Origin of the sequence: Streptomyces sparsogenes subsp. cuspidosporus, assembly GCF_039532705.1 — a bacterium.
GTDB lineage: Bacteria > Actinomycetota > Actinomycetes > Streptomycetales > Streptomycetaceae > Streptomyces > Streptomyces sparsogenes.
The window spans coordinates 1-25,021 of the sequence record NZ_BAAASD010000024.1; the positions used below are offsets into that span (position 1 = coordinate 1).

General features: G+C 71.5%; 23 protein-coding genes and 1 tRNA gene. 11 read left to right on the forward strand and 13 right to left on the reverse strand.

All coding sequences use genetic code 11. The features are described from left to right. Positions 1-112: 112 nt before the first annotated feature. The 4 genes from ABFY07_RS25205 to ABFY07_RS25220 are packed head-to-tail and all read right to left on the reverse strand — an operon-like array spanning position 113 to position 4,114. A complete protein-coding gene (locus ABFY07_RS25205; protein ID WP_346176674.1) occupies positions 113-559 on the reverse strand; it encodes a MaoC family dehydratase in 447 nt (148 codons plus the stop codon). Continuing rightward, entirely contained in the window at positions 556-1,983 is a 1,428-nt protein-coding gene (locus ABFY07_RS25210) for an acyl-CoA dehydrogenase family protein (RefSeq protein ID WP_428837003.1), read from the reverse strand. The genes ABFY07_RS25205 and ABFY07_RS25210 overlap by 4 nt, the downstream gene beginning before the upstream one ends. Next, positions 1,983-2,948, reverse strand: a complete 966-nt coding sequence (locus ABFY07_RS25215; protein ID WP_346176675.1) for a bifunctional MaoC family dehydratase N-terminal/OB-fold nucleic acid binding domain-containing protein — start codon at positions 2,946-2,948, stop codon at positions 1,983-1,985. Before ABFY07_RS25215 ends, ABFY07_RS25210 begins: the two co-directional genes overlap by 1 nt. Next, a complete protein-coding gene (locus ABFY07_RS25220) occupies positions 2,945-4,114 on the reverse strand; it encodes an acyl-CoA dehydrogenase family protein (RefSeq protein ID WP_346176676.1) in 1,170 nt (389 codons plus the stop codon). Before ABFY07_RS25220 ends, ABFY07_RS25215 begins: the two co-directional genes overlap by 4 nt. Positions 4,115-4,557: 443 nt before the next feature. Here ABFY07_RS25220 and ABFY07_RS25225 point away from each other — a divergent pair, with 443 nt between their 5' ends. Continuing rightward, positions 4,558-5,355 carry a hypothetical protein gene (locus ABFY07_RS25225; protein WP_346176677.1) on the forward strand — a complete coding sequence of 266 codons (798 nt, stop codon included), beginning with the start codon at positions 4,558-4,560 and terminating at the stop codon, positions 5,353-5,355. Positions 5,356-5,376: 21 nt separating this feature from the next. Here ABFY07_RS25225 and ABFY07_RS25230 read toward each other — a convergent pair whose 3' ends face one another. Further along, positions 5,377-5,703, reverse strand: a complete 327-nt coding sequence (locus ABFY07_RS25230) for a helix-turn-helix domain-containing protein (protein ID WP_346176678.1) — start codon at positions 5,701-5,703, stop codon at positions 5,377-5,379. A 265-nt stretch (positions 5,704-5,968) separates the two neighbouring features. Between ABFY07_RS25230 and ABFY07_RS25235 the strand changes: the two genes are divergently transcribed. Beyond that, positions 5,969-6,151: a DUF1737 domain-containing protein gene (locus ABFY07_RS25235; RefSeq protein ID WP_346176679.1), complete on the forward strand. Its 183-nt coding sequence runs from the start codon at positions 5,969-5,971 to the stop codon at positions 6,149-6,151. 238 nt (positions 6,152-6,389) lie between these two features. Next, entirely contained in the window at positions 6,390-6,629 is a 240-nt protein-coding gene (locus ABFY07_RS25240) for a hypothetical protein (protein WP_065961825.1), read from the forward strand. Between the two features lie 287 nt (positions 6,630-6,916). On the opposite strand, the gene ABFY07_RS25245 is transcribed toward ABFY07_RS25240, so the two are convergent. Genes ABFY07_RS25245 through ABFY07_RS25260 form a run of 4 tightly spaced genes read right to left on the reverse strand, consistent with a single transcriptional unit; the run spans position 6,917 to position 10,003 of the window. Beyond that, entirely contained in the window at positions 6,917-8,095 is a 1,179-nt protein-coding gene (locus ABFY07_RS25245) for a tyrosine-type recombinase/integrase (RefSeq protein WP_346176680.1), read from the reverse strand. Continuing rightward, entirely contained in the window at positions 8,095-8,310 is a 216-nt protein-coding gene (locus ABFY07_RS25250; protein ID WP_346176752.1) for a helix-turn-helix domain-containing protein, read from the reverse strand. Before ABFY07_RS25250 ends, ABFY07_RS25245 begins: the two co-directional genes overlap by 1 nt. Continuing rightward, on the reverse strand, positions 8,307-9,701 hold the full coding sequence (gene repSA, locus ABFY07_RS25255) for a replication initiator protein RepSA (RefSeq protein ID WP_346176681.1): 1,395 nt from the start codon (positions 9,699-9,701) through the stop codon (positions 8,307-8,309). The genes ABFY07_RS25250 and repSA overlap by 4 nt, the downstream gene beginning before the upstream one ends. A 26-nt stretch (positions 9,702-9,727) precedes the next feature. After that, positions 9,728-10,003, reverse strand: coding sequence for a hypothetical protein (locus ABFY07_RS25260; RefSeq protein WP_346176682.1), 276 nt, complete (start codon positions 10,001-10,003; stop codon positions 9,728-9,730). Between the two features lie 242 nt (positions 10,004-10,245). On the opposite strand from ABFY07_RS25260, the gene ABFY07_RS25265 reads away from it, so the two are divergent. Together ABFY07_RS25265 and ABFY07_RS25270 are read left to right on the forward strand one after the other, a co-directional pair. Beyond that, on the forward strand, positions 10,246-10,980 hold the full coding sequence (locus tag ABFY07_RS25265) for a GntR family transcriptional regulator (protein WP_346176683.1): 735 nt from the start codon (positions 10,246-10,248) through the stop codon (positions 10,978-10,980). 869 nt (positions 10,981-11,849) lie between these two features. Next, positions 11,850-11,987 (forward strand): hypothetical protein, encoded by a 138-nt coding sequence (locus tag ABFY07_RS25270; RefSeq protein WP_346176684.1) that lies wholly within the window; start codon positions 11,850-11,852, stop codon positions 11,985-11,987. A 1,122-nt stretch (positions 11,988-13,109) separates the two neighbouring features. Here ABFY07_RS25270 and ABFY07_RS25275 read toward each other — a convergent pair. Together ABFY07_RS25275 and ABFY07_RS25280 are read right to left on the reverse strand one after the other, a co-directional pair. Beyond that, a tRNA-Ser gene (locus ABFY07_RS25275) sits at positions 13,110-13,196 on the reverse strand. Positions 13,197-13,245: 49 nt separating this feature from the next. Continuing rightward, positions 13,246-14,802 carry a S1C family serine protease gene (locus ABFY07_RS25280; RefSeq protein ID WP_346176685.1) on the reverse strand — a complete coding sequence of 519 codons (1,557 nt, stop codon included), beginning with the start codon at positions 14,800-14,802 and terminating at the stop codon, positions 13,246-13,248. A 215-nt stretch (positions 14,803-15,017) separates the two neighbouring features. Between ABFY07_RS25280 and ABFY07_RS25285 the strand changes: the two genes are divergently transcribed. The 3 genes from ABFY07_RS25285 to ABFY07_RS25295 all read left to right on the forward strand — a co-directional run bounded on the left by ABFY07_RS25285 (position 15,018) and on the right by ABFY07_RS25295 (position 17,674). Then, complete coding sequence (locus ABFY07_RS25285) at positions 15,018-15,851, forward strand: glycerophosphodiester phosphodiesterase family protein (protein ID WP_065961827.1); 834 nt, start codon at positions 15,018-15,020, stop codon at positions 15,849-15,851. A 65-nt stretch (positions 15,852-15,916) separates the two neighbouring features. Further along, positions 15,917-16,537: an ATP-binding protein gene (locus ABFY07_RS25290; RefSeq protein ID WP_346176753.1), complete on the forward strand. Its 621-nt coding sequence runs from the start codon at positions 15,917-15,919 to the stop codon at positions 16,535-16,537. A gap of 168 nt (positions 16,538-16,705) precedes the next feature. Continuing rightward, positions 16,706-17,674, forward strand: coding sequence for a DUF5926 family protein (locus ABFY07_RS25295; protein ID WP_065961830.1), 969 nt, complete (start codon positions 16,706-16,708; stop codon positions 17,672-17,674). A 680-nt stretch (positions 17,675-18,354) separates the two neighbouring features. On the opposite strand, the gene ABFY07_RS25300 is transcribed toward ABFY07_RS25295, so the two are convergent. Next, on the reverse strand, positions 18,355-19,029 hold the full coding sequence (locus tag ABFY07_RS25300) for a bifunctional DNA primase/polymerase (protein ID WP_346176686.1): 675 nt from the start codon (positions 19,027-19,029) through the stop codon (positions 18,355-18,357). Positions 19,030-19,601: 572 nt separating this feature from the next. On the opposite strand from ABFY07_RS25300, the gene ABFY07_RS25305 reads away from it, so the two are divergent. From ABFY07_RS25305 to pdxR, 3 genes are all read left to right on the forward strand, one after another. Beyond that, on the forward strand, positions 19,602-21,134 hold the full coding sequence (locus ABFY07_RS25305; protein ID WP_346176687.1) for a PP2C family protein-serine/threonine phosphatase: 1,533 nt from the start codon (positions 19,602-19,604) through the stop codon (positions 21,132-21,134). A 30-nt stretch (positions 21,135-21,164) separates the two neighbouring features. Continuing rightward, positions 21,165-22,682 carry an aminopeptidase P family protein gene (locus ABFY07_RS25310; protein WP_346176688.1) on the forward strand — a complete coding sequence of 506 codons (1,518 nt, stop codon included), beginning with the start codon at positions 21,165-21,167 and terminating at the stop codon, positions 22,680-22,682. Between the two features lie 118 nt (positions 22,683-22,800). Continuing rightward, positions 22,801-24,444 carry a MocR-like pyridoxine biosynthesis transcription factor PdxR gene (pdxR, locus tag ABFY07_RS25315; RefSeq protein WP_346176689.1) on the forward strand — a complete coding sequence of 548 codons (1,644 nt, stop codon included), beginning with the start codon at positions 22,801-22,803 and terminating at the stop codon, positions 24,442-24,444. On the opposite strand, the gene ABFY07_RS25320 is transcribed toward pdxR, so the two are convergent. Further along, complete coding sequence (locus ABFY07_RS25320; protein WP_065961838.1) at positions 24,441-24,929, reverse strand: ATP-binding protein; 489 nt, start codon at positions 24,927-24,929, stop codon at positions 24,441-24,443. The genes pdxR and ABFY07_RS25320 overlap by 4 nt on opposite strands. Positions 24,930-25,021: the final 92 nt, after the last annotated feature.

A 25,021-nucleotide genomic window follows, 5' to 3' on the forward strand; every position in this document is an offset into this window, starting at 1 on the left:
ACATCCAGGCCGTCCTCGCCCTCGCCCGGCGCCGTGTCAACGTGCTCTGGGCTCTCATCCGTGACGGACGGTGTTACCAAGTCACACCACCCGTCACGACAGCGGCTTGACATCAGCATTGGGAAGCCTCCCTGTGGGACCCAGGGCGCGGGACGTCCTGTGGGCGGTCGGGTGGCAAGCACACGGTGACCTTGCCGGTCACATGCTTGCCGAGGGCGTTGCGGCCCGTCACCGAGATCTCCGCGACGCCATCGGCCGTGACCGCCGTGACCTGTCCGGTCAGCACCATCTCGTCACCGGGGTAGTTGGGTGCGCCGAGCCGGATAGCGACCTTCCGGAGCCGGGCGCGCGGGCCGAAGTGATCCGTGATGTACCGGCCGACCAGACCGTTGGTGGTCAGGATGTTCATGAAGATGTCCGGGGAGCCCTTCGCCTTGGCCGCCTCGGCGTCGTGATGCACGTCCTGGTAGTCGCGGGAGGCGATCGCGCCGGAGACGATGAGGGTCCGGGTGATGGGAATTCGCAGCGGCGGCAGCTCCTCGCCGACCCGGGCCGTCATCCGGCCACCTCCGGCAGCTCACCGGCGGTCAGCGCGGCGCCCAGCGGCGCGTCACCCGACAGCTCACCGGGCTCACCGGGCTCACCGGCCATCAGCGCGGCGCCTGGAAGCTCATCGGCGGTCAGCGCGGCGCCCGGAAGCTCATCGGCGGTCGGTTCGTCTGCGGTGAGTTCCTCTCCGGTGAGTTCCTCTCCGGTGAGTTCCTCTCCGGTGAGTTCCTCTCCGGTGAGTTCCTCTCCGGTGAGTTCGTCTCCGGTGAGTTCGTCTGCGGTGAGTTCGTCTGCGGTGAGTTCATCGGTGGTCAGTTCATCGCCCAGCTCGGCCAGGAGCCCCGGCGCCGGGCCGAGATACGCGTCCAGCTGTCGGCCCCAGAGGAAGTGCCGGTGGACCGGGTGCTCCACATCGGCGCCGATGCCGCCGTGCAGATGCTGGCCCGAGTGCACCACCCGCTTGCCCGCCTCGCAGGCCCACCAGGCCGTAGTGAGCGCGTGGATGGCGGCGGGCAGGCCCTGGTCGTAGCGCCAGGCCGCCTCGTACGCCGTGACCCGGATGGCCTCGGTGTCCATATGGGCGTCCGCTGCACGCATCAGCACGCCCTGGTGGGTGGACAGGGGGCGGCCGAACTGCTCGCGGACGGAGGTGTGGTGGACCACCCGGTCGAGCGATCCCCCGCAGACCCCGGCCTGCAGCCCAGCGAACGCGGTGCGGGCCCGGCCGAGCACATCGGCGTAGGTGCCCTCGCCGCCCAGCGGCTCGGCGGGCGCGGCATCGAGGGTCAGTCGGCCCGCCGCCCATGGCGCGGTGGTCTCGACGGCCTCGATCCCGGCGGCGCGGACCTCGGCCAGGAAGCAGCGCGGCTCCGCCCGGGGCGCGGCCTGGGCCGCGCGGCCCGCCTCCGCCTCAGGACCCGCCCCGGCGACCTGCCCAGGACCCGCCTCCGCGGCCTGTTCAGGGCCTGCCCCCGCGACCTGGGCCGGCACCAGGACATGGGTCGCCACCCGGAGCCAGGGCACGGCCGGGAAGGTGCCGCTCAGCCGCCACCCGTCCGCCGTCCGGCGAGCGGTGGCCACCCGCGAGCCGAACGCGCCCGTGGCGACCGCTGTGCCGTCCCGCAGGGCGGGGAGCAGCCGATCGCGCTGCTCAGCCGTGCCGTGGACGGCCACCGGCAGCACTCCGTACGCACAGGTCGCCGCGAGCGGCACCTGGGCGGTGGTCCTTCCCTGCTCCTCCAGCAGCAGGACGAGCCCGACCAGGCCGATCTCCTCCACGGCGGCCGGCAGCCCCGCCGCGCACAGCGCCTTCCACAGCTCGGCGTCCATCGCGGTGCCGAGGGCGGACAGCCGCTCATGGGTGGACAGATCTCCGAAGATCTCCGCCGCCAGCTCGCGCGCGGCTCGCTGCTCCACGGTGGGTGTGAAGTCCATCAGGCCACCACCCCTCGGAAGACGGGAAGCTCAAGATCGGCGTCGACCCGCAGGAACTCCAGCTCCACGGGCATGCCGATGCGGACCTCGTCGTGGCGCACCCCCGTGATGTTGCTGATCATCCGCACCCCTTCCGCGAGCTCGATCAGACCTACGGCGTACGGAGGGTCGAAGGCCGGGAAGGGCGGGTGGTGCATGACGACATAGCTGAACACCGTGCCGGCGCCGGAGGCCTCGACCGTCTCCCACTCCTGGCAGCCGCATGCCCCGCACCCCGGGAGCCACGGAAAGCGGAGCGCGCCGCAGCCGGTGCAGCGCTGGATGAGCAGCCTGTGCTCGGCGACCCCCGCCCAGAAGCCGGCGTTGTCACGGTTGATCACGGGGCGCGGCCGCTTCGCCCCCTTCGCCGCCGTGGCCCGCCGCGCCGGGGCGTACTTGAGGATGCGGAAGCGGTGTCTGCCGACCAGGTCCCCGCCCGCCCGGACGTCCATCCGCGTGGTGACGAAGTGGCCCTCGCCGAGCTTGGTGGTCTTGCGTGGCGACACCGACTCGATCACCGCGTCGAAGGTGACCTGATCGCCCGGCCGCAGAGGGCGCGCATACTCCTGCTCGCAGTCGGTGGCGACGACCGAGGTGCAACCCGCGCCGTCGAGCAGGGCCAGCAGCTCGTCATACGCCTCGGACCGTGCCGAGCCGGCCGGATGGCCGGACAGCCCGCCCATCGTCCACACCTGCAGCATCGTCGGCGGCGCGATGGCCGGATAGGCGGGGTTGGCGTCGCCCATCGCCTCGCACCAATGCCTGATCATCGGCTCGTTGACCGGGTCCCTGCCCTCGCCCCCGACCGCGGCCGCCCGCCCCTCGAACGCCTTCAGCCGCCCGTAGAAGTCGTCCACGGCGACACCCTCGCCGACGGCACCTTCGCCGACGGCCGACCCGCCGCCGGCCGTCCGGTCACCGCTCATCGCCGCCCCCGCCGCATGCCGAGCCGCATCGTCGCGACGATTTCCCGCTGCACTTCACTCGCACCGCCCCCGAAGGTGTTGATCTGCGCGGCCCGGTTCATCCGCTCGAGCTCGCCGTCACCGAACGCGCCCGGCGACCCCGCCCGGACCAGCCCCGCTTCCCCCACAATCTCCTGACACATCCTGTACACCTCGACGGCGCTTTCGGTTCCCGCGAACTTGACCCCGCTCGCGTCGCCCGGGCTCAGCGTCCCCGCCCCCACGTCCCCCACCAGCCGCCAGTTGAGCAGCCGGGTGGCCGCCAGCCGGGCGTGCGCCTCCGCCAGCCGGGCCCGCACCCAGGGCCGGTCGGCGGGGCGCGCGCCGGTGTGCGGATCCGGCGTGCGGGCGTGGGCGAGCGCGGCCCGGTAGAAGTCCTCGGCCTGCATGCCGATGGCGGCGAGCGCAACCCGCTCGTGGTTGAGTTGGTTGGTGATCAGTCCCCAGCCGCCGTTCTCCTGCCCGACGAGGTGGTCGGCCGGGACGCGCACCGCGTCGTAGTACGTCGCGGTGGTGGTCAGCCCGGCCACCGTCTCGATCGGCGTCCAGGAGAAGCCGGGGGCGTCGGTCGGCACCAGGATGATGGAGATGCCCTCGTGCTTGCGCGCCCCCGGGTCGGTGCGGCAGGCCAGCCAGATCCAGTCGGCGTTGTGCGCGTTGCTGGTGAAGGTCTTGGCGCCGTCGATCAGCCACTCGCCGCCGTTCCGCACCGCTCTGGTCCGCAGCGAGGCGAGGTCCGTGCCGGCCTCCGGCTCCGAGTAGCCGATGGCGAAGACGACCTCGCCGGCGAGGATGCCCGGCAGGAAGAACCGCTTCTGCTCCTCGGTGCCGTATTTCATCAAGGTCGGGCCGACGGTGTTGAGCGTGACCATCGAGACCGGAGCGCCGGCCCGGTACGCCTCGTCGAAGAAGACGAACTGCTCGTCGGGGCACCGCCCCTGGCCTCCGTACTCGACCGGCCAGCCGAGCCCCAGCAGTCCATCGGCGCCGATACGACGCAGCAGCAGCCGCTGCAGGGCCGGATCGCCCGGCAGCGCGGCGCGCGTCTCCGGGGGAATCAGCTCGCGGAAGTAGTCGCGGAGTTCCTCGCGCAGCCGCCGCTGGCGGGGGGTGGGAGCGAGGTGCATGGGCAGCGGTCTCCCCTTCGCTCGACAACGTCGCACGTCCGGGCGCAAAGCTTTCTGACTATCCGTCAGATAAATCAGCGCTGTCAAGGTCGCGCGGGGGCGAAGCGTGAGGTGAGGGCGAGCGCGTATCGAGCGATTGAACACGGCGTCGGCCTTCAGCTCGCCGCGGCGCGCCTCGCCCCCACGACCGGAGAAACGGCCGCCTCAAGCGGGAACCGATAGGGATAAGGCCGACGACGATCCAAAGTTGTACAGAAAGTGACCTGTGCGCTACGCGTTCGGATGAGACTATCGTGATGACGCGAACGAGGCGCTCCGTGAGGGGATGGCACGGCCACTGGTCGGCGCTTCCGCACCCAGGCGGACAGTGAATCCGGTTTCCGCACTCCCCCGCGACCGGACGCTCGGCATCCGGGACGGCGGCGCAGAACCAGGGGGGAGCAGTGCACGAGCTCTACACACAGGGGTGGTTCCGGAACTTCGTCTTACCCATGGGCCTGTGCGCACTGGTCACCGGAATCTCGTTGGTCCACCGATTCGCCGACAAGGGCCGGCTCCTGGGGACCGCCCGATCGACAGCCCTGTGCGGCACGATCATGGCGTGCACCTGCGCCGCGGCCGCGATCACCATCACCCTCCTGCTGCCGCACGCCGCGGACGTGCCGCCCGCCGTGGCCGCGGCCGCCGCCGGAGGCGCGCTGGCCCCGAGGGTCCGCCAGCAGCAGAACCAACAGTCCACCCCTCCCTTCGTCGCCGTGATCACCCTCGGGATCGCCGTGCTGCTCGGCCACCTGGAGCGGCGGCTCATCCACGACATGTACTGCCACTGTCACCGACTGGTCAGGGACTTCGAGGACATCGCACAACTGCGGATGTTCGCCTTCGACGCCCGTGCGCATCTGCGCGGCTGCGCCGTACAGACGAAGGACAAGACGACCATCGACGGCCTGTACGAAGACGTGGAGGCCCTACTGGACGAGGCCGCGAAGGTCGAGGCCGACGTCGAGGCGCGCCGCCGGCAGCGAGAGCTGCAGGACTTCCCCAAGGAACTGCACAGCCGGACGAGGGAGGAGGCCGAGGACTGCCGGCAGGCCCTGGCCAAGGCCAAGGAAGCCTGCGTGCAGATGCTCCAGTTCGGCTACAGGCACGGCAAGCGCAGCGGCGACAGGGACCTCATGAGGATCCGACAGGCGGCCATGGCCGTCGAACCGCTCACCGAGGCCCCCACGCCCCATCCGTGACGAGCCCGCCCATCGCCCACGTCAATGGGTATAGACGAACGCGTCGGAACTGTCCGGCCGCAGTGCGACCTCGTCCTGGCGGCCGGTTTTGGGCTCGACGAAGCTGATCCTGACATCGAGATCAAGCGCTTCCGCCACTGCTGCCAGACTACGCAGCGTCAGGTTCTCGTCCCCGGACAGGATCTGACTGACTCTGCCCGGACTAACGTCCATCAGCCTGGCGAGATCGGTTCGGCTCATGTCCCGCTTGCCCAACACTCCAGCCACCTCCACGGTGGCCTGCCGAGCCAACCGGGCACCGGCGGCGTCGGCCGCCTCGGCCTTCACACCTTTGCTCTTCCACGGCAAGACAGATCACTCCAGACCGCGCTGCATCGACATCATGGGATCGCTCCTTACATCCACACTTCGCTCCTCACATCCACACTCCCAGGATCCCCTTTTTAGCTTCAGCTAAAAGCCCACTTTCGGCTCAATCCCGCGAGGAGCCGACGGATCTCGCCCATTCACACGGCCGTGACCTGCGACGGCGGCAGGCACCATTCGTTTTCGGCCAGATCCGTACCTCGTAACCGGCTTGGTCGCTCGAAGAGCCGGCTGCGACCCTTGCCCCATGAGCACACCCCCGGACGGCCTGCCGGCCTACCGAGTCCTGACCGGCCCCGACGACGAGACCTTCTGCCGCCGCGTCAGCGAGGCCCTCGCCCTGGGCTACCAACTCCACGAAGGCCCCGCCGTCACCTTCAACGGCGACCGCGTGATCGTCGCCCAGGCCCTCCTCTGGCCGACGGGTTAAGCAGCGAAAGGACCGCTCACCAGCGCCCCTACGAGTTCGGGGATGAGGCGAGATCCCCCCAACTGGGCCTGCCTCCCCACAAATCATTCCGTTTGTCGCACACCCTTCCAGGGAATGATCTGTCGACGTGTGAGAGCACTTCAGCGAGACGGGGGGCCTACTGATGAGTGGTACGTCACGGTCTGATCAGCACAGCGCCAAGGCAGAGGGAGCCTCGTCTGCACCGAAGCGCCCCAAGATGAAGCAGATCGCCCTCATACCACCCTCCCCAGGCCCGCTCCCCGAGCGCGCCCGCGAGCGTTTCGGCGACGAGCACCCCGACCCTCTCGCCTCCCTGTTAGACAAGATCAACAAGGGCGAAGCCATCCCCACTCCCAACGGCAAGACGTCCGGCGAAGACCGCGACATCCACGAGGAGGAGTGGCGAGCACACGATCGCCACGGCCCCTACGGGCAAGGGCGACGCCGCAAGAACTGACGCGACTGGACGCGTGGCGAAGCGGGTCACGAGCGTGGCGCCGGCCCGGACGATGCCGCGCTGGTCCGCCCCTGGTTCACACGCGCTGGTCGATGGCGGGATTCAGGCGGCCCCACAAAGACACCGCAGACGTAGAAGGGGCGCTCCCTGGGTGGGGGCGCCCCTTCTGAGATGGTCGTTCTCTCACCTGGGCGGAGGCTGAGGGATTTGAACCCTCGGTGACATCGCTGCCACGACGGTTTTCAAGATCTCTCGGCGGTACGGCGCGCATGTCGCTCCGCCGCAGGTCAGACGGGTACCAGCACTCCGGCAGACCCGTCGTCATCGTCATCGTGCCCGCTACGTGCCCCAGGCTCGTGCTCATGCCCGCTGAGCCAGGAGTCGGCCGCTTCGGCGACCTGGTCGTCGCGACCGGCGACCGGCCGGGCGTAGTGCCGGGTGGTGACGCTCGCGTTCGAGTGGCCGAGCCGGTGGGCGGCCGTCATCACGCCGTACCGGTCGGCGACCCAGGTTCCGTGTGAGGCCCGGAGGTCATGCGGAGTCACGTCGGTCAGCCCGGCCGCCGACACGGCGGGGTCGAAGTACGCCTTCCGCCACTGGTTGTAGCGAAGCGGCTTCCCGCCCGGCGTGGTGAACAGGAGCGCGTCATCCCCACCGGGCACAGCCTCCAGGTGCCGGCCGAGCCGCTGCGCCAGCGAAGGCCCAACGCGAAGGAGACGCTTCTGATGCGACTTCGGGGTGTCGAAGACCAAGGTGCCGTTCGCTTCGGCCAGGTTCTCGTCAACCATGACGAAGCCGCCGGACACGTCGATGTCCACGCGCCGGAGGGCAAACGCCTCACCGACTCGCAGGCCCGCGTACGCGAGAAGCGCGATCAGCAGGTCATGAGGCCTGGTGGCACTCCGCACGAGCCGGGAGGCTTCAAGCGGGGTGAGGATGTGCGGCTCGGTCTGCGGCATCCTGGGCAGCTTCACGCCCCGGCATGGCGTCTGCGGGATCATGTCGTTGTCGACGGCAGCCCGCATGATCTGCGACAGGACCCGGTACGCCTGCCGGATGCGTGACGCACTGAGTCCCTTGGACTTCATGCCGCCGACCCACTCCGCCACCGTGATCGGCCGGAGGCCGGACAGCTCACGGTCACCGAGCGCCGGGACGATCAAGGAGTTAATCAGGGACCGGTAAGAGGCTTGGGTCTTGTGCTTGAGCTGCGGGGAGACAGCGGCGAGCCACCGGGCCGCCCAGTCCCGTACGGTGGTCTGCCCCTCAGCCGGATCGAGCCAGCGCCCCTCTTCGATCTCGATGCGCTTCCGGGCAAGCCACCGGTCGGCATCAGTCGAGGTCGCGAACGTACGGTCCGCAGGCCGCAGCACACCGTCAGGCCCGGGATAGCGCGCTTGGAAGCGACCGGACGGGAGCTTGCGGACACGGCCGAACGCCCGGCGCGTCTTGCGCTTGCCAGCCATCAGGCAGCCCTCCCGAGGCCGTTGGGCCGCAGGACAGTCGGCTGCACCGTGTGTTCGGACACGTACGCCTCCAGGGCCCATTCAGGGATCCGGACGTGTCGGCCGACCTTCACGAAGGTGATGCGACGTTCTTCGACGAGGCGGCGCGGGAACCGCACGCCGGTGCCGAGCCGTTCGGCGACTTCCTGCACGGTGAGCAGTCGGTCCACGGTCAGTACCTCCCCTCCGTCTCCAGCGCGGGCATGTCCGCCAGGGCTTCGCGTGCGGTCTCTCGGTTCAGTCGGATCTCCTGTGCGATCGTTGCGGCGAGCCAGGACTCGCCGGGGGTGTGGCCGTGCCCGGCGTAGGTCCAGTGGGCGAGTACGAGCGTTGAGCCGTCCCCGTCTGCGGGGTCCTCGGGCAGGCCCCTCTCCCGCCGCTCCTGGCGGGCGCGGAAGTCGGCGCGGACCTGGCGGCGCTCGGCGAAGGTCGAGGAGTAGCGGCGGGACTTGGTGAGGAAGTGGCCACGGAAGCCGAGCATGTGGGCCCAGGCCCAGAGCTTGCGGTCGGGGTAGTGCTGGTCAAGGGCATGACACGCCTGGATCAGGCGACGGGTGTGGCCGGGCAGGCCGGGCCGCTTGTCCAGTTCCGACAGCTCCCCGATCCGGCGGTCCACCGTGCCAGTGGACTCGGCGGCCTTGGTGGCGTACTTGGCCACGTAGGCGGCTACGGCCTGCTCGGTGAGTTCCTGGCCGTCGGTGCCGATCGCTCGTACGTCGACCTGGGAGCCCCAGCGCAGGACGCGCGCCGGGTTGTCTCCGGCGGCCGGGACCAGGACGCGGACGCGGGCGGCGGCGGAGCGGATCGCGTCGCCGAGGAGGGCCGTACTGGCCCACGCGGGCGGGGTGTCGCCGGGACCGCCCGGGCCGTCCAGGCGGACGATGGCATGGAAGTGGATCGCCCCGCGCTTCTGGAACTCGGCGACCTTGCCGAAGGAGATCCGGCAGACCTGCCGCAGCGTGCTCTGGGTGACCCCGGCCCGGGCGGCGATCTCCCGGCGCAGGTAGATCGTGAACCGGCGCCAGAGGTCACCGGCGTGGTTGTTCCACAGGACGGCCCCGGCATAGTCGTACGTGTCCGGATCCAGCGCCGTGCCGAGTTCGGGGGCGTCCTCGGCGTGGGCAACACCGCAGCGGCAGCGGCCGGTGTCGGGGCGGTTGTGGACCGGGCCGAAGGAGGGCGCGGTGAGGGTGGCGAACACGCCCGGGTGGACGCGTACGGCGTCGGGGATGCCCATGCGCGGGTCTCCGGTGAGTCCGGCGCGTATCAGGTGGTACGCATCTCCGGCGTACGTCCAGGCGCACGAGGGGCAGCGGGAGGCCCGCCGGTTGCCGCAGGCGACCCGCAGACGGCCGCCCGGCTCCTGGGCCGTGGAGTACGCGTACAGAACCTCCCCGGTCCGTGCGTCTCGGGTGACGGACGTGCCGGTCAGGTGGATCGGGTCGGAGCAGCCGCCCGTGCGGCGTATCTGTTCGCGCCAGCGATCGAAGCCGGGGGCGGAGGCGATCCGCAGCAGGTCGGCCAAGGTCACCGGGTCGGTGCCCACAGCGACCGCAGCACCGGCCACCGACTCAGGGGCTACGGGGAAGGCCGTCACTCGCCGACCCCCGGAGTCTCGATGATCTCGACTTCCAGAACCTTGGCGCCCCCACAGTCGGGGCAGTAGAGCTGGAACCCGGTGGTGTCGTAGCCGCTGCCCGCGCAGGCGGGGCACTCCAGCCACTCGGTGGTGCCGTAGGCCGCACGGCAGGCGGCCTGATCCTGGCAGCGCGCCTTGCCGCACACCGGGCAGGTGCGGACCGAACGGCGGACGATCTTCGGCACCGGGGCCCCGGTCGGGCGGTCGGGGTGGGTCAGCGAGACAGGCATGATGGAAGCTCCCTTGAAAGAGGGGTAGGGGGCGGCGCATCTGCTTGGCGGTAGGGGCGCCGCCCTTCTTCAGGGAGTCTTTACCTCCCTAGGGAGATTTATTGCAGACCTCCCTAGGGATGTCAACGAGACCTGCGGGAACCCGTGAGCGGGGTGAGTGATCGGGTATGCGTTCGTGCGACCGGCAGGGGGTGGCGGGTAGGCTGACCACCCTAGGGAGCCTCGAGGAGTGGAGAGAGACAATGCCCGAGACTGCGCGGCAGATCGCCGACGATCTCCGGGCGCGGATCGAATCCGGTGACCTACAGCCGGGCGATCGGCTGCCCGGTGAGCCCTCCCTGGTCAAGACGTACGGCGTCGCCAAGATGACCGCCAACCAAGCGCTGAAGATCCTCGTGACCGAGGGACTCGCGTACGCCCGCCCCGGCTCCGGCACCTACGTCAGGGAGTTCCGGCCGATCCGGCGAGTGGCGAATGACCGCCTGTCCAAGTCCCGCTGGGCCTCAGGCCACTCCATCTGGGCCGCCGACGTCGACCGGCGCCCACTGGCCACCGACGTCCAGGTCTACGAGACCGAGGCCCCACACCAGATCGGACGTCTGCTCGGCCTCGAACCAGGCGCCCCGGTCCTCGTACGCAGCCGGAAATACGCCGTCGAGGACCGCCCGGTACAGATCGCGACCTCCTACCTCCCGGCCGACCTGGTCCGAGGAACCGCGATCACCGAGCCCAACCCAGGCCCCGGAGGCATCTACGCCCGCCTGGCCGAACTGGGAGCGGAACCGGTCAACTTCGCCGAGGAGTTGCGGGCCCGGATGCCGAGCGAGGAGGAGCGCGCCGCCCTGAACCTGGCCGCCGGCACCCCGGTCCTGGAGATCTGCCGCACCGCCTTCACCGAGGACGAACGCCCCGTAGAGGTCAACCAGATGCTTCTGGACGCCGGTTCGTACGTCCTGGAGTACCGCCTCAGCAGTTGAGCTGTTACGGATTTCTCTACCTCATCAAGGCGCCGCGCAAGCGCGGCGCGCGCGGCCGGGCGGCGCGGGCCGCCGCTCCTGTCTCCGCCCCGCCCCAGCCCGCACCGCCCGGCCGCGCGCCAGCAGCAGGCACCTGGCTGAGGAGAAGAGCACCGTCGTGGCTGGGGCGGTCGGCTCCACGGCTTTAGGCACCTCCCCGGTCCGGGTCCCGCGTCGGGCAAGGCCAGGGGGCCACTCGTGCTAATTGCGGGCAGGTCCAAAGCCTGCCCGAGTTGCCAACCAGCGTACGGCCCCCTGACCATGCCCGACCCCAGACCGGGCAGGCCACCGCCCAAACCCGCTCCACCGACCGGGTGGAAGCGCGCGCGTGTCATGGCGGTTTTCGACCCAACATGCAGGGCCGCAAGCTGGGAAAGGTGGCAGGGAAAGACGGAGGGAATGGCGCAAGAAGACATGGGAAAGGCGCGCAGGAAGAGTTAAAAGGAGTCAGGGAAGGCGAGGCGCAATAGGCGCAATAGAGGCGCGATAGGCGCAATAAAGGAGGTGCAATAAAGGAAGAAAGGCGGGGAAAGCCGAGGCACAGAGACACTGGATAACAATTGGATTGGCAGACACTGGCAGACACTGGCAGACACTGGCAGACACAGGAAATACGCCGCGAAGGGCAGCTGACCTTGCGGTTTGCGAATTCAATCTCACCGGTTCACAATTCTGCTGTGCGCGGCCCCATGCTGCGCTCTATAACGACTGTGGCCACCCGCAACGTTTTCCAGTCCGCGCGGGTGGCCGCGGTCCCTACCGAACAGATAGGAGCCAACTCCATTATGGGACAGCGGACAGAAGAGGTACAGTCACCCGCTCCGCCGTGGGTGAGCGGAGTCACCTACACGGCGGCACTGGCAGCAGGCGTCGTGCTGATCAGCAGCGGCCAGGCCACCCCGGCTGAGGCATCTGGGTATGTAGCGCCGTTCCTCGTCCTCTACGAGCGGGTGATCTCCCGTCGGTAACTGCTGTTCAGCAGCGACAGCAACCGTCGTGGCCGCAGCCGACCGTGACCAACCGCAGGTGCCCAACTGGCCGGTCGAGCAGACATCAGTGACCGTCCCGCCCGTAGTTCGCGACGAAGTGCGGCCCGCACCAGATGCGCACCAGATAGAGCGGTAAACAGCGGTCAATGACGGGTACTGCGGCGGGCATACCAGCCCGCCGCCAGCACTCGTTTACTCAGGTCAGCGGCATGATCAGCGCCGGTCGCCCTGTGATTCCCAAGCTCAGATCTCGATCCGGCCGCCGCTCGGAACGGAGACCGGCCTCTAACTAATCGCTGGTGCATCCGTGGTCGGCCCTCTTGGTGAGGAGATCGGCCAAGCTGGCCAGCGGCGTCGTCATGGGCCAAGGTGGGCGCTCCTCGTGACCCGCCAAGGTCAAGTGCACCACAGCCCAAGGGAAGGGACGGCCGGCAACGCTGACCAGCACGTCGTCACATCCTTCGCACCGGGCAGCAACAGAGAATCGGGCGCCATACAGCTGGTGTCCTGGAGCAAGCTCGCGGCGCAACTCCACTTCCAGTACATGCATGCCACCATCAGGCACCCACCACGGGGCAGGGAGCTGCGACGGGTCATCCGGTATGGGCTGCACAAGCAGATTCTTGCAGGGACCCACCCGGCGGGAACTGCGATCGGGCTCACGAGCTGTACAGCGACGGAGTACAGCAACCACCGAGACCGCCGCCCACCGCCACCAGCCCGACCGACCCGCCCGTACTTCTGGACGTGGTCGCCCGACGCCAGCCGTGACGCCAACGGCCCCGTACGCCGACGCCATGAGCGGACGTCAGCGGACCGCCGAGCCAGACGAAACGGCCCCCAGGAAGCACCCCGCTCGGCCTGCAAAACGAAAGGTTGCCGGTTTGGCCCAGGCCCCGTCCCAGCTCCGGCGCAGGTTGTCCGGCTCGTACGGCATCCCAAGCCGGGCAGGCCACCGGCCAAAGCCACTCCCGCCGACTCGGGCACGTGCCCCCCGCGTGCCCGGTCGGGCGGGAAACCACGGGGAACAGCGGCCAACGGCGGGCAGCGGGAAAGGCGAAGGCCCCCGACCGTGCTCGCAGGTCAGGGGCCATTTAGCGGCGGAGGCTGAGGGATTTGAACCCTCGGTGACATCGCTGCCACGACGGTTTTCAAGACCGTTCCCTTAGGCCGCTCGGGCAAGCCTCCTCGCGTCGGGCCCGCTGGGGGTGGGTGACGCGGGGATCAGCCTAGCGCGTCAACTGTCACCCTTGCGCTGTCCCAGGGTGACCTGGGTGGTGGACTGCTTGCCGTCACGCTTGTAGGTGATGGTGACCTTGTCGCCCGGCTTGTGGGTCCAGATCTCGCTGATCAGGGTGGGGCCGCTGTCGATGACGGTGTCGTTCAGCTTGACGATGACGTCGCCGGACTTGAGGCCTGCCTTGTCGGCGGGGCCGCCGGGGACGACTGCCGGGGTGCCGCCGGCGCCGTTGGCGGCGATGGTGGCGCCGTTGCCGGTGTCCTTCATGTTGACCGTGGCCTCGATGACGGGGTAGACGGGCTCGCCGGTCTTGATCAGCTGCTGGGCGACGTTCTTGGCCTGGTTGATGGGGATGGCGAAGCCGAGGCCGATGCTGCCGGACTGCTGGGTTTCGCCGCCGAGGCCGCCGCCGTTGCCGGCGGACTGGATGGCGGAGTTGATGCCGATGACGCCGCCGTCGGCGTTCAGCAGGGGGCCGCCGGAGTTGCCGGGGTTGATGGAGGCGTCGGTCTGCAGGGCGCTCATATAGGAGGCGTTGCCACCGCCGCCGTCGCTGGAGGCGACCGGGCGGTTCTTGGCGCTGACGATGCCGGTGGTGACGGTGCCGGAGAGGCCGAAGGGGGCGCCGATGGCGACGGTGGCGTCGCCGACGGAGACCTTGTCCGAGTCGCCGAGCGGGAGGGGGGTGAGCTTGGCGTCGGAGGCGTTCTTCAGCTTGATGACGGCGACGTCGTAGCCCTGGGCGCGGCCGACGACCTCGGCGGTGTACCGCTTGCCGTTGGAGAAGGTGGCGGTGAGCTTGCCGTTGTCGGCGGCGGAGGCGACGACGTGGTTGTTGGTGAGGATGTGGCCCTGCTTGTCGTAGACGAAACCGGTGCCGGTGCCGCCCTCGCCGTTGCTGCCCTCGGCCTCGATGGTGACCACGCTCGGCAGGGCCTTGCCCGCGATGTCGGACACGGAGCCGGGGGCGCGGCTCTCCGACTTCGGATTGCCGAGGGCGGAGATGGTGGTCGAGTCGCCACCGGCCTCGCGGTCGGCGGCCCAGTAGCCGATGCCGCCGCCGATGCCGCCGGCGACGAGGACGGCGGCCAGGAGGGCGGCGACGAGGCCACCGGTGCGCTTGCGCGCCGGGGGGTCGGACGGCGGGAGGGGGGCTCCGGCTCCCCACGGCCCGCCAGGGGCGCCCGGGGCGCCCGGCGCGCCCTCGTGGGCGTCGGCGTGCGAGGCGGCCTGGGAGGCGTCCTGCGGCCGGCCGTCGGCTTCGGACCACCACGCCCCGGGCCGGGCGGGGTCCGCTCCGGGGGCCGGGGCCGTCGCGGGCGACGGGCCGGCCTGCGCGGGGGTGGGCGCGGCGGGCTCCGGGAGGCCGGACCCCGCGGCCGGCTCCCCGGGCGGGCCTATGGGAGCCTGCGGGGCGGCCGGGGCCGTGCCCACCGCCGGCTTGAAGTCGGGCGCCGGGGGCACCGCGGGGGCGGGGTCGGGGTGCGGCGCCGGAGGGGCCGGACGCGACCCGGCCTCAGGCGGAACGGCAGCGCCCTCGTTCTCGGTGCTCACAGCTCTCTCCTCATGTGCACGACAGTTTCTTCGACGGCCTACGTTCACGCATGTCCGACGTAAGCTTTTCCCACCAGGCGTCAGACCGCTGTAAGGAGCGGCGACCCTGTGGGCTACCACCCTTTATCCCGGACAAAGCGGACCGCCGCCAATCCGCGCGGTGGCGGGCCGGACCTCCCGCGACGCGCCGCGCCGGGCGGTGGCACCATAACGCGGTGACCTATGCGCGCCCGGACCGGGACTTCCGCCCCGGTCCGCCCACCCCCTCCGTCGTGGCTCACCGCGGCGCCTCCGAGGACGCCCCCGAGCACACCCTGGCCGCGTACCGCCGAGCCATCGAGGACGGCGCCGACGCGCTCGAATGCGACATCCGGATGACCGCGGACGGCCACCTGGTCTGCGTCCACGACCGCCGCGTCAACCGCACCTCCAACGGCCGGGGCGCCGTCTCCGCGCTCGAGCTGGCCGATCTCGCCGCCCTTGACTTCGGCTCCTGGAAGGGACAGGCGAACGACAAGGAGGCGCCGGATCGGGACAGCCGCGACAACACCGCGGTCCTCACCCTGGAACGCCTCCTGGAGCTCGTCGCCGACGCCGGCCGCCGGGTCGAGCTGGCCATCGAGACCAAGCACCCGACCCGGTGGGCCGGCCAGGTCGAAGAGCGGCTGCTCGGCCTGCTCCGCCGCTACGGTCTCGACTCCCCGCCGCCGGGCGAGCCCTCGCCCGTGCGCGTGATGAGCTTCTCGGCGCGCTCCCTGTACCGGGTGCGCGCCGCGGCGCCCGCGGTCCCCACCGTCTATCTGATGCAGTTCCTGCTGCCGCGCCACCGGGACGGCGCGCTCCCGCGCGGGGTGCGCATCGCGGGGCCGAGCATCCGGATCGTACGGAACCATCCCGATTATGTGGCGCGTCTGCACCGTGCGGGGCACCGAGTGCACGTATGGACCGTGGACGACCCGGCCGACGTCGAACTGTGCGCCCACCTGGGAGTGGACGCCGTGATTACGAACCGCCCCAAACAGGTACTGTCGCAACTCGGACGCTCATAATGGGCATTACAAGGCGTACACCGGCGCGTTCGGTACGTATTCGATCGTGACGAGTGCGTCACCAGATGCCACATGGCCTGTTTCTGCTCAAGCCCGGCGGGGCATCCATCCCGTGGCGTGGGGCTAAGGAGGTCTCGGGGGTGGCGTTGGTGGTGGCACGGCAGGTGCCGACGTCTTCGACCATGGCCGTACCCCATGGTCCTGCGGGCGTAGGTGCGGCACGGCACCGGATGCGTGGCGATTTGGGCAGGACTGGGGTATCGGATTCGGTCATAGACGATGCGGTACTGATCCTTTCGGAACTGCTCAGCAATGCCTGGCGGCACGGTCGGCCACTGCGCTCCGACCATGGCGACGGGGCCGTACGGGCGGCGTGGCGCATCGACGAGTACGGACGGCTGATCGTCGAGGTGACCGACGGCGGAGGCCCGACAAGACCGATTCCGGCCAATCCCTCCATCACCGCGCGCGGCGGCCGCGGGCTCAACATCATCACGTCGCTCGCCGAGGACTGGGGGGTGCGGGACGGCAGCGGTGAAGTGACGGTATGGGCCTCGCTCCCCGCCCAGGACGAGTTCGGCGGCCACGTCGCCCTCCTCCCCGGGCTCGGCCCCGACCTCGACGCCGGCCTCGACGCCGGCCTCGACGCCGGCCTGGGCTTCGCCGATCTGGACGAGCTCGCCTAGGGCACACTCCCGGCGTCGCCGCCCGGGTTCGCCGACTGAGTTCGGCCAAAGGGCTAGGCTCCCGCCCGTACCAGTCGTACGGGCCGTGCGGAGCGACCGCGTCCGTACGAGAAGCATCGCGGCCGTACGAGGAAGCCACGAGCCGCACGATCGGGAGACTGCCACGCCATGGGCAAGAAGCGCCGCCCCCAGACGACGAAGGCCGGACCGCGGGTCACGAGCGCGGAGATCCCCGTGGTGGGGGCGCGGGAGCCCTGCCCGTGCGGCTCGGGCCGCCGCTACAAGGCCTGCCACGGCCGCCAGGCCGCGCACGCGGTCACCGAACTGGTGCAGCGCCCCTTCGAGGGGCTGCCCGGCGAGTGCGACTGGGTCGCCCTGCGCGAGCTCGTGCCCGCCGCGACCGTCGAACTGAAGCTCGCCGAGGGCCTGCCCGAGGACGTCCCGTCCGTCACCCTCGCCACCGTGCTGCCCATGGCGTGGCCGGCGCTGCGCCGCGACAACGGCGCCGTGCTGCTCGGCCTGCAGAACGACACCCCCTCCGGCGACATCAGCCGCGACCTGGCCGACACCCTGCGGCGCGCTCTGACCGCCGAGCCGGGGACGCCGGTCGCCGCCGAACGGGTCTCCGGAGAGGGTCCGCGGCTGCAGGATCTACTCGATCCGAAGGGCGGTTTTTCGCCGACCCTGCACGAGGGTTTCGAGTTCTGGCTCGAGGACGCCGCGAGCGCCACGGGTGAGGTCGCCGCATCCCTCGAACGGGCGAACGCCGCCGCCATCCCGACCGCCCGGCTCACCAGCGTCGAGGCCGCCTACTGGTGCCGCACCCCGGAGAAGAACCACCTGCGCTGGGTGATGTCCCACCCCGAGGAGAAGCTGCTCGACGCCCTCGCCCGGCTGCACGCCGCGGGCGCCTCCTCCCTCGGTGAAGACACCCGGCTGGTCGGCTCCTTCCGGGCCCACGGGCTCACCGTGCCGGTGTGGGACCTGCCCGGCACGATGGGCGCGGAGGAGACGGAGAAGCCCGCCGAGGCGTTCGCGGAGCGGCTGGCCGAGGCGCTGGCCTCCGACGCCCCGCTGACCGCCGAGCAGCGGCGGGCGCGCGGCGGACTCACCAACCGTCAGGTGACGCTGAGCTGACGGTCATACCGGGCGCAAGCACGGGGAACCGCACGCGTGACGCTGCTCACAACTCAGCGCTACGCCCTGCAATTACGCGTCCGGAAATCCGCGATCGAATTTGCGAACCGCCGATCTCTTGTTACGGTTTTAAAAGCCCGGTCGCTGGTGCATCCCCCGTCGCCAGCGACCGGGCGCTTCCATGTCCGGGGTCCGGCCGCACCCGCCCCGGCCCCTCCCCGGCCCACGGCGCCGCCCAGGGGCGGCCAACAGCCACCGAATCGCCGCGAGTTGCGTCCCGTACGCGCGGCCGGAGCAGCCGCCGAAACATCCGGAGCAGCCGCCGGGGCAGCCCGCTGGAGCGGATCGCCGAGTCGTCGCAACCGCAACGCGACCGCGATCACAGCCGCAGCCCTGGGCAGTATCGCGATCGCGATGGCGGGCCGATCGGAAGCCGCACGCGGCCGTCTCCGCGCCGCGAGCTGCGTGGGGGCCCCGGGGCCGGGGGAGGGCGCCCATGGGGCCGCTCGCCCCCTCTCCGGCGTTCTGAAGGTCCTCGGGCGCTCGGGCCCGGGTCGGCAGGCGGGCCTCGGGCCCGCGTCGGCAGGCGGACCCGGGGACAGGAAGCCGCCCCGGGTCAGTAGACGAGCCCCGGGAAGCCGCCCCGGGTCAGTAGACGAGCCCCGGGAAGCCGCCCCGGGTCAGTAGGCGAGCCGGCTGCCGCCGTCGGGCGCGCTGGTGCTCGCCTCGACCAGCGCCTCCAGCACCGTCGCGATCTCGGGCAGCCACGGGCGCCCGCCACGCCGCAGCGGGGCCCGCTCCCAGCGCACCCCGCCCGCGCCGAGCTGCGAGGGCGGCAGCACCAGATAGCCGCCCTCGCCGTGGAACCGCAGCGAGCTGGGCACCCAGTCCTGGCGGTACAGCAGGTCGCCCAGCTCTTCGAGGGAGTACGGGGCCACCAGCAGCGACCAGCGGGTGGGTGTGGCGATCACGGGGCCGAGGCGCACACCGGACCGCTCGATGGCGTCCAGGGCCCGCATCCCGGCGACCGCCGGCAGGCTCACCGCGCAGGGGCCGCGTCCTCCGGTGGCGAGGAGGAGGGGCGCGGTCGGGCGGTTGGTCCACCACCAGCGCACCATGCGCGGGTCGGTGGTCGCGGCGAGGAGGACGGGGTCGAAGGGGTGGCCGCCGGGCACCGCGCAGTCCGGGTCCGGGCATCCGCAGGCGCGCGGCCGTCCGCCGCCGGGCGCGAGGCCCACGCCGGGGAGTACGGGCCACTGCCACTCGGTGGCGCAGGTGAGCGCCGCACGGAGCAGCGGCGATCGCGCACCGCGCCGCAGCGAGAACTTGCGTCGCCTTCCGAGGATCTCGCGCATGAGCGCTCGTTCCTTTCCGTTAACGCCGAGGGCTGTTCCGTCGCACTACATGGCACTTCACATGGCACTACGTGGAGCTGTCCGGCATTGTTCGGCCCGTCACACCACGTGGATCACAAGTCACTGCGCGTACAAGGCAGCGCATCACGCCGCAGGCCGAGCGTGGAACGTGGCGAGGGGTGGCGCGCGCATGGCGCTTGCCGTCTTCGGTGGTGCGTTTCCTCGCCACTCGGGGATGGGCGCCGGCCGTTGCCGTCTAGGACGCCAGGACCGGTCCGGGGGTTCCGGGGCGGCCCAACTGCCCCTGCCCTTCTCCGAATGTGTACCCGCCGCGGCGGAGACGACGCGCTGTCGAATGACGACAGTCGACCCTAAATCGGCAACGTAACGACCTCTTTTCGGCCAAGTTCAATTCCCCACAGACACCAACAAGACCACCGGGACAATGCTGGACATCGCCTCTCGGGTGCGTGTACATCTGGAGACAGTAGCGGCACCGTAGCGGCGCAGCACGACAGGGGGTTTGCGATGCTCTTGAGCAAGCCGGGGACCGCGCGCCAAGGCAGCGGGCCATGAGCTCGCCCCACCTGCCGAAAGTGGCCGGAATCGATCCTTCACTCCCCGCCCCCACGCACACTTCCGACCCCGTCACCCCGCCTTCCGCCCCCGGCCCCGACCCCGGTCCCGCCCTCCAGGACCATCTCGCCGGGTGGGTCTCGGATCTGACCACCCTGCACGAACTCACCGAGCGGCTCGCCCTTACGGGCACGCTGGAGGACGCGCTGGACGAACTCCTGCGCGCCGGAGCGGGGCTGGTCGGCGCCCGGCGCGGGCTGGTCGCGCTGGAACCGGCCGACGGGCTGGGCCCGGTGACCACCGTCGGGCTGGGTCTCGGCCGCGCCGACCTCGGCCACATCGAGACGATCCCGCGCGGTTCCGCGTCCGCCGGCCATCTGCTGGACGGGCTCCCGGAGCCGGACGGGGAGCGGCGGTCCGGCGTCGCGCACCCCGACATCCCGGGCGAGCCCGAACTCGACCCGCGCCACCGCGAAGTCGCCGCCCGCCTCGGCTACTCCGCGAGCTACGCCATGGCGCTGGACCCGCCCGCCGCCCCCGGCGGGACCGCGGGCGCCGCGAGCATCGCGGGCGCCGCCCGCCCCGCCGGGCGGCTCGGCGCGGCGGCATGGTTGTACGACGAACCCGCCGAGCCCGCGGAGCGCCAGCGCCACCTGGTCGGCCTCTATTGCCGCTACGCCGCCGCGCACATCGCCCGGCTGGTGGAGCTCAGCCGCGCCCGGGCCACCGTCGCCACGGTCCAGGAGGAGCTGCTGCCCACGCGGCTGCCCCGGATCCCGGGCGTCCGCCTTGCCGTGCGCCACCGCGCCGCGCCCCGCGGCGGCGGCGACTGGTACGACGCGCTGCCGCTGCCCGACGGCGCGCTCGGCCTCTCGGTCGGCGCGGTGACCGGCTCCGGGGCCGGCGCGGTCGCCGCGATGGGCCGGCTGCGGGCGTCCCTGCGCGCGTACGCCGTGATGGAGGGCGAGGATCCGGTGGCCGTGCTCTCCGACCTGGAACTGCTGCTGCGGCTGACCGAGCCCGCCCGGTCCGCGACCGCTCTCTTCGCCTACTACGAGCCGCTGCCGCGCCGGATGGTGCTGGCCGGGGCGGGACACTGCCCGCCGCTGATCACCGGCGAGCGGCGCACCGAGTTCGTGGAGACCGCCCTGTCCGCGCCGCTGGGCATGCTCTCCTGCTGGGAAGCGCCCAGCGTGGAGTTCCAGCCGGGCCGAGGAGAAACGCTCCTCTTCTACAGCGACGGGCTGCTGCACCGTACGGGAGAGCCCATGGACCGGGCCTTCGCACGGCTGCACTCGGCCGCCGCGAGCGCCCCCGGGGCCGTACGGAACGATCCGGAAGGCTTCGCGGACCACCTGCTGCGCACGGTCCTCCCCGATGCCGCCTTCCCCGATGCCGCCTTCCCCGACGCGCACCGCGCCGACACGCGCCGCGCCGACGCGGCTCCCGCCGGGGGCGGGCGGGACGGGGGCGCGGGCTCGGACCACGGCACTGAGGACGTGGTCCTGCTCGTCGCCCACTTCGACTGACCCGACCGGCTGTCGTACCCCCCGCCTACCATGGACACGGTTCAGCGCGAGGAGGATGACGTGACCGAGGAGCCCACTTCCGAGACCCTGGAGACCCCAGAGGCCGGGGAGCAGCCCATCAAGCAGCGGAAGAACGGCCTTTACCCGGGCGTCTCCGACGAGCTCGCCGAGAACATGAAGTCCGGCTGGGCGGACACCGAGCTGCGCGACCTGGAGCCCATCGAGCAGGCGCCGTACACCGCCCGCCGCCGCGCCGCGCTCTCCGCCCGCTTCCCCGGCGAGCGCCTGGTCGTCCCCGCCGGCAATCTCCGCACCCGCTCCAACGACACCGAGTACGACTTCCGCGCCTCGACGGAGTACGCGTACCTCACCGGCGACCAGACCCACGACGGCGTCCTGGTCCTGGAGCCGGCCGGCGCCGAGGGCCACACCGCGACGGTGTACCTGCTGCCCCGCTCCAACCGGGAGAACGGCGAGTTCTGGCTGGACGGCCAGGGCGAGCTGTGGGTCGGCCGCCGCCACAGCCTCACCGAGGCCGAGCGGCTGCTGGGCGTGCCGGCCAGGGACGTCCGCGAGCTCGCCGACGAGCTGCGCGCCGCGACCGGCCCGGTGCGCATCGTGCGCGGCCACGACGCCGGTCTGGAGGCGGCCCTCACCGACAAGGTCACCGCCGAGCGCGACGAGGAGCTGCGGGTGTTCCTCAGCGAGCAGCGCCTGGTCAAGGACGAGTTCGAGATCGGCCAGCTGCAGGCGGCCGTCGACTCGACCGTGCGTGGCTTCGAGGACGTGGTCAAGGTCCTCGACAAGGCCGAGGCCACCTCCGAGCGCTACATCGAGGGCACCTTCTTCCTGCGCGCCCGCGTCGAGGGCAACGCCGTCGGCTACGGCTCCATCTGCGCCTCCGGCCCGCACGCCACCACGCTCCACTGGGTGCGCAACGACGGCCCGGTCCGCTCCGGGGACCTGCTGCTCCTGGACGCGGGCGTGGAGACCACCACCCTCTACACCGCCGACGTGACCCGCACGATGCCCGTCAGCGGCCGCTTCACCCCGCTGCAGCGCAAGATCTACGACGCGGTGTACGAGGCGCAGGAGGCGGGCATCGCCGCGGTCCGCCCGGGCGCGAAGTACCTCGACTTCCACGAGGCCGCCCAGCGGGTCCTCGCCACCAGGCTGGTCGAGTGGGGCCTGGTCGAGGGGCCCGTCGAGCGTGTCCTGGAGCTGGGCCTGCAGCGCCGCTGGACGCTCCACGGCACCGGCCACATGCTCGGCATGGACGTCCACGACTGCGCCGCGGCCCGCCGCGAGGCGTACGCGGAGGGCACCCTGGAGCCCGGCATGTGCCTGACGGTCGAGCCCGGCCTGTACTTCCAGGCCGACGACCTGACCGTCCCGGAGGAGTACCGGGGCATCGGCGTCCGTATCGAGGACGACATCCTCGTCACCGAGGACGGCAACCGAAACCTGTCCGCCGCGCTGCCGCGCACGGCGGATGACGTCGAGGCCTGGATGGCCCGGCTGGCCGCGGAGCGGTCGGCCGGGAGCTGACCGCCCGCGCGGGCCGGTGAGCCGGCGGCCGGCGATATCGCCGGCCGACACGGCGCGGTCCCGGGGCGGTGCGGGGCCAATCCGGGTGGCAACGCGGGGCTGGTGCGGGGGTCAATGCGTGAGGGTCGACGCGGGGGCTGATGCGGGGGTCAATGTGTGGGTCGATTCGGCGGAGGCCCTGGGCAGTGACCTCCACCTGGAGCTGGCCGGGACGGGCAGCCGCCGCGCGGCCCTGATGGCGGCGCTGCGCGACGCGATCCGCGGCGGCCGGCTCGCCCCCGGCACCCGGCTGCCGCCCTACCGATCGCTCGCCGCCGACCTCGGCCTGGCCCGCAACACCGTCGCCGACGCCTATGCCGAGCTGGTCGCCGAGGGCTGGCTCACCGCCCGCCAGGGCTCCGGCACCCGCGTCGCCCCCCGCGCCGACCCGCCCCCGCCCAGCAGGCGAGCCGACCGGGCAGAACCCCTGAAACCCGACACACTCACGCAACGCAGGAAACTCACGCAACCCGCGAAGCCGCCGGGCGAAGGCGGTGCCCGGCGTGCGCCCGCGCGCCCCGCCGAGCCCGTCCACAACCTGCTGCAGGGCCGGCCGGACGCCGCGTCCTTCCCCCGCGCCGCCTGGCTGGCCTCGGCCCGCCGCGCCCTGACCGCCGCGCCCAACGAGGCCTTCGGCCCCGGCGACCCGCACGGCCGCCCGGAGCTGCGCCGGGCGCTCGCCGACTATCTGGCCCGGGTGCGGGGCGTGCGCACCGACGCGGAGCGGATCGTCGTGTGTTCCGGGTACGCCCACGCGCTGCGGCTGCTGGCCGGGACGGGGGCGCTGCGCGGGAGGGCGGCGGTGGAGGCGTACGGCCTCGGCTTCCACCGCTCGCTGCTGGCCGCCGCCGGGGTCCGTACCGTGCCGCTGCCCCTGGACGCGGACGGCGCGCGCACCGAGGAGCTGGGCTCGCACCCGGGGGTGCGGACGGTCCTGCTCACCCCGGCGCACCAGTTCCCCACCGGCGGGCCACTGCACGCGCGGCGGCGGGCGGCCGCCGTGGACTGGGCCCGGGCCCGCGGCGGGCTGGTCCTGGAGGACGACTACGACGGCGAGTTCCGCTACGACCGCAGGCCCGTGGGCGCCGTGCAGGGTCTGGACCCGGACCACGTGCTGTACGTCGGGTCCGTCAGCAAGAGCCTGTCCCCGGCGCTGCGGCTGGGCTGGATGGTGCTGCCCGACCGCCTCGTCGACGAGGTCCTGGCCGTCAAGGGGGACCGCGAGGGGTGGGTGAGCGCGCTCGACCAGCTCACGCTCGCCGACTTCATCGAATCGGGCGGGTACGACCGGCACATCCGCCGCATGCGGCAGCGCTACCGCCGCCGCCGCGACCAGCTGGTGGCCACGCTCGCCGAACACGCCCCGCACATCCGCGTCAGCGGTGTCGCGGCGGGGCTGCACGCGGTGCTCGAGCTGCCGCGCGGCACCGAGCGGTCCGCCGTACGGGCCGCCGCCTGGCAGGGCCTGGCGCTGGAAGGGCTGGCCGACTACCGCCACCCGGACGCCGAGGGGCCGCACCGGGACGGCCTGGTCGTCGGCTACGCCACCCCGCCCGACCATTCCTTCGCGGGCGCGCTGGACGCGCTGTGCCGCGCGCTCCCGCCCGACCTCGCGGGTCCAGCGGATGCAGCGGGTCCACCGGATTCAACGGGCTCAGCCGATTCAGCGGGTTCAGCGGGGCCGCCACCCCCGGCGGCTACGAGACCCCCCGTCAGCGGCTAGGAGACCCCCATCAGGGAGTCCTCGCGCCACTTGAGGATCTTGTCGAAGCTGACCACCACACCGCCGCGCCCGGGCCGGTCGCGGTAGCGGACATGGTCGGTCAGCGCCTCGATCAAAAAAAGCCCTCGCCCGTGCTCTGCCTGGGCGGGGGCCGGTTGTCGGGCGGCGGGGTGGGGCTGGGGGCTCTTCTTCCAGTCCCCCGAGCCCGGGGGGACGGGGCGGCGGGGGAAGCCCGGACCGGAGTCGGTGACCTCGATGCGGCAGGTGTCGCCGTCGATGGAGGCCGTGACTCTGTAGTCCCCGCCCGCGCCGTCCGCCCCGCCGTGCTCGACCGCGTTGGCACATGCCTCGGAAAGGGCGACCGACAGGTCGTAGGAGATTTCGGGATCGACCCCGGCTGTCTCCATGGTGCCGAGGAGCAGGCGCCGGGCGAGCGGTACGCTCGCCGCCTCACGCGGCAGATGGAGTGACCACCAGATGCTCATGCTCCAGCCTCCCGGCCACGGCTCGACATACCGTTACGTATTGCCTGGGTCCATGGTCCGTAAGCGTGCGATTGACGTGATGCCGCTCATTC

Bases quoted from the DNA above. Each gene is read 5' to 3' on its own strand.
- ABFY07_RS25205 (WP_346176674.1), bottom strand. From the start codon at position 559: ATGACGGCCCGGGTCGGCGAGGAGCTGCCGCCGCTGCGAATTCCCATC.
- ABFY07_RS25210 (WP_428837003.1), bottom strand. From the start codon at position 1,983: ATGGACTTCACACCCACCGTGGAGCAGCGAGCCGCGCGCGAGCTGGCG.
- ABFY07_RS25215 (WP_346176675.1), bottom strand. From the start codon at position 2,948: ATGAGCGGTGACCGGACGGCCGGCGGCGGGTCGGCCGTCGGCGAAGGT.
- ABFY07_RS25220 (WP_346176676.1), bottom strand. From the start codon at position 4,114: ATGCACCTCGCTCCCACCCCCCGCCAGCGGCGGCTGCGCGAGGAACTC.
- ABFY07_RS25235 (WP_346176679.1), top strand. From the start codon at position 5,969: ATGAGCACACCCCCGGACGGCCTGCCGGCCTACCGAGTCCTGACCGGC.
- ABFY07_RS25240 (WP_065961825.1), top strand. From the start codon at position 6,390: ATGAAGCAGATCGCCCTCATACCACCCTCCCCAGGCCCGCTCCCCGAG.
- ABFY07_RS25245 (WP_346176680.1), bottom strand. From the start codon at position 8,095: ATGGCTGGCAAGCGCAAGACGCGCCGGGCGTTCGGCCGTGTCCGCAAG.
- ABFY07_RS25260 (WP_346176682.1), bottom strand. From the start codon at position 10,003: ATGCCTGTCTCGCTGACCCACCCCGACCGCCCGACCGGGGCCCCGGTG.
- ABFY07_RS25265 (WP_346176683.1), top strand. From the start codon at position 10,246: ATGCCCGAGACTGCGCGGCAGATCGCCGACGATCTCCGGGCGCGGATC.
- ABFY07_RS25290 (WP_346176753.1), top strand. From the start codon at position 15,917: ATGCCACATGGCCTGTTTCTGCTCAAGCCCGGCGGGGCATCCATCCCG.
- ABFY07_RS25295 (WP_065961830.1), top strand. From the start codon at position 16,706: ATGGGCAAGAAGCGCCGCCCCCAGACGACGAAGGCCGGACCGCGGGTC.
- ABFY07_RS25300 (WP_346176686.1), bottom strand. From the start codon at position 19,029: ATGCGCGAGATCCTCGGAAGGCGACGCAAGTTCTCGCTGCGGCGCGGT.
- ABFY07_RS25305 (WP_346176687.1), top strand. From the start codon at position 19,602: ATGAGCTCGCCCCACCTGCCGAAAGTGGCCGGAATCGATCCTTCACTC.
- ABFY07_RS25310 (WP_346176688.1), top strand. From the start codon at position 21,165: ATGGACACGGTTCAGCGCGAGGAGGATGACGTGACCGAGGAGCCCACT.
- ABFY07_RS25320 (WP_065961838.1), bottom strand. From the start codon at position 24,929: ATGAGCATCTGGTGGTCACTCCATCTGCCGCGTGAGGCGGCGAGCGTA.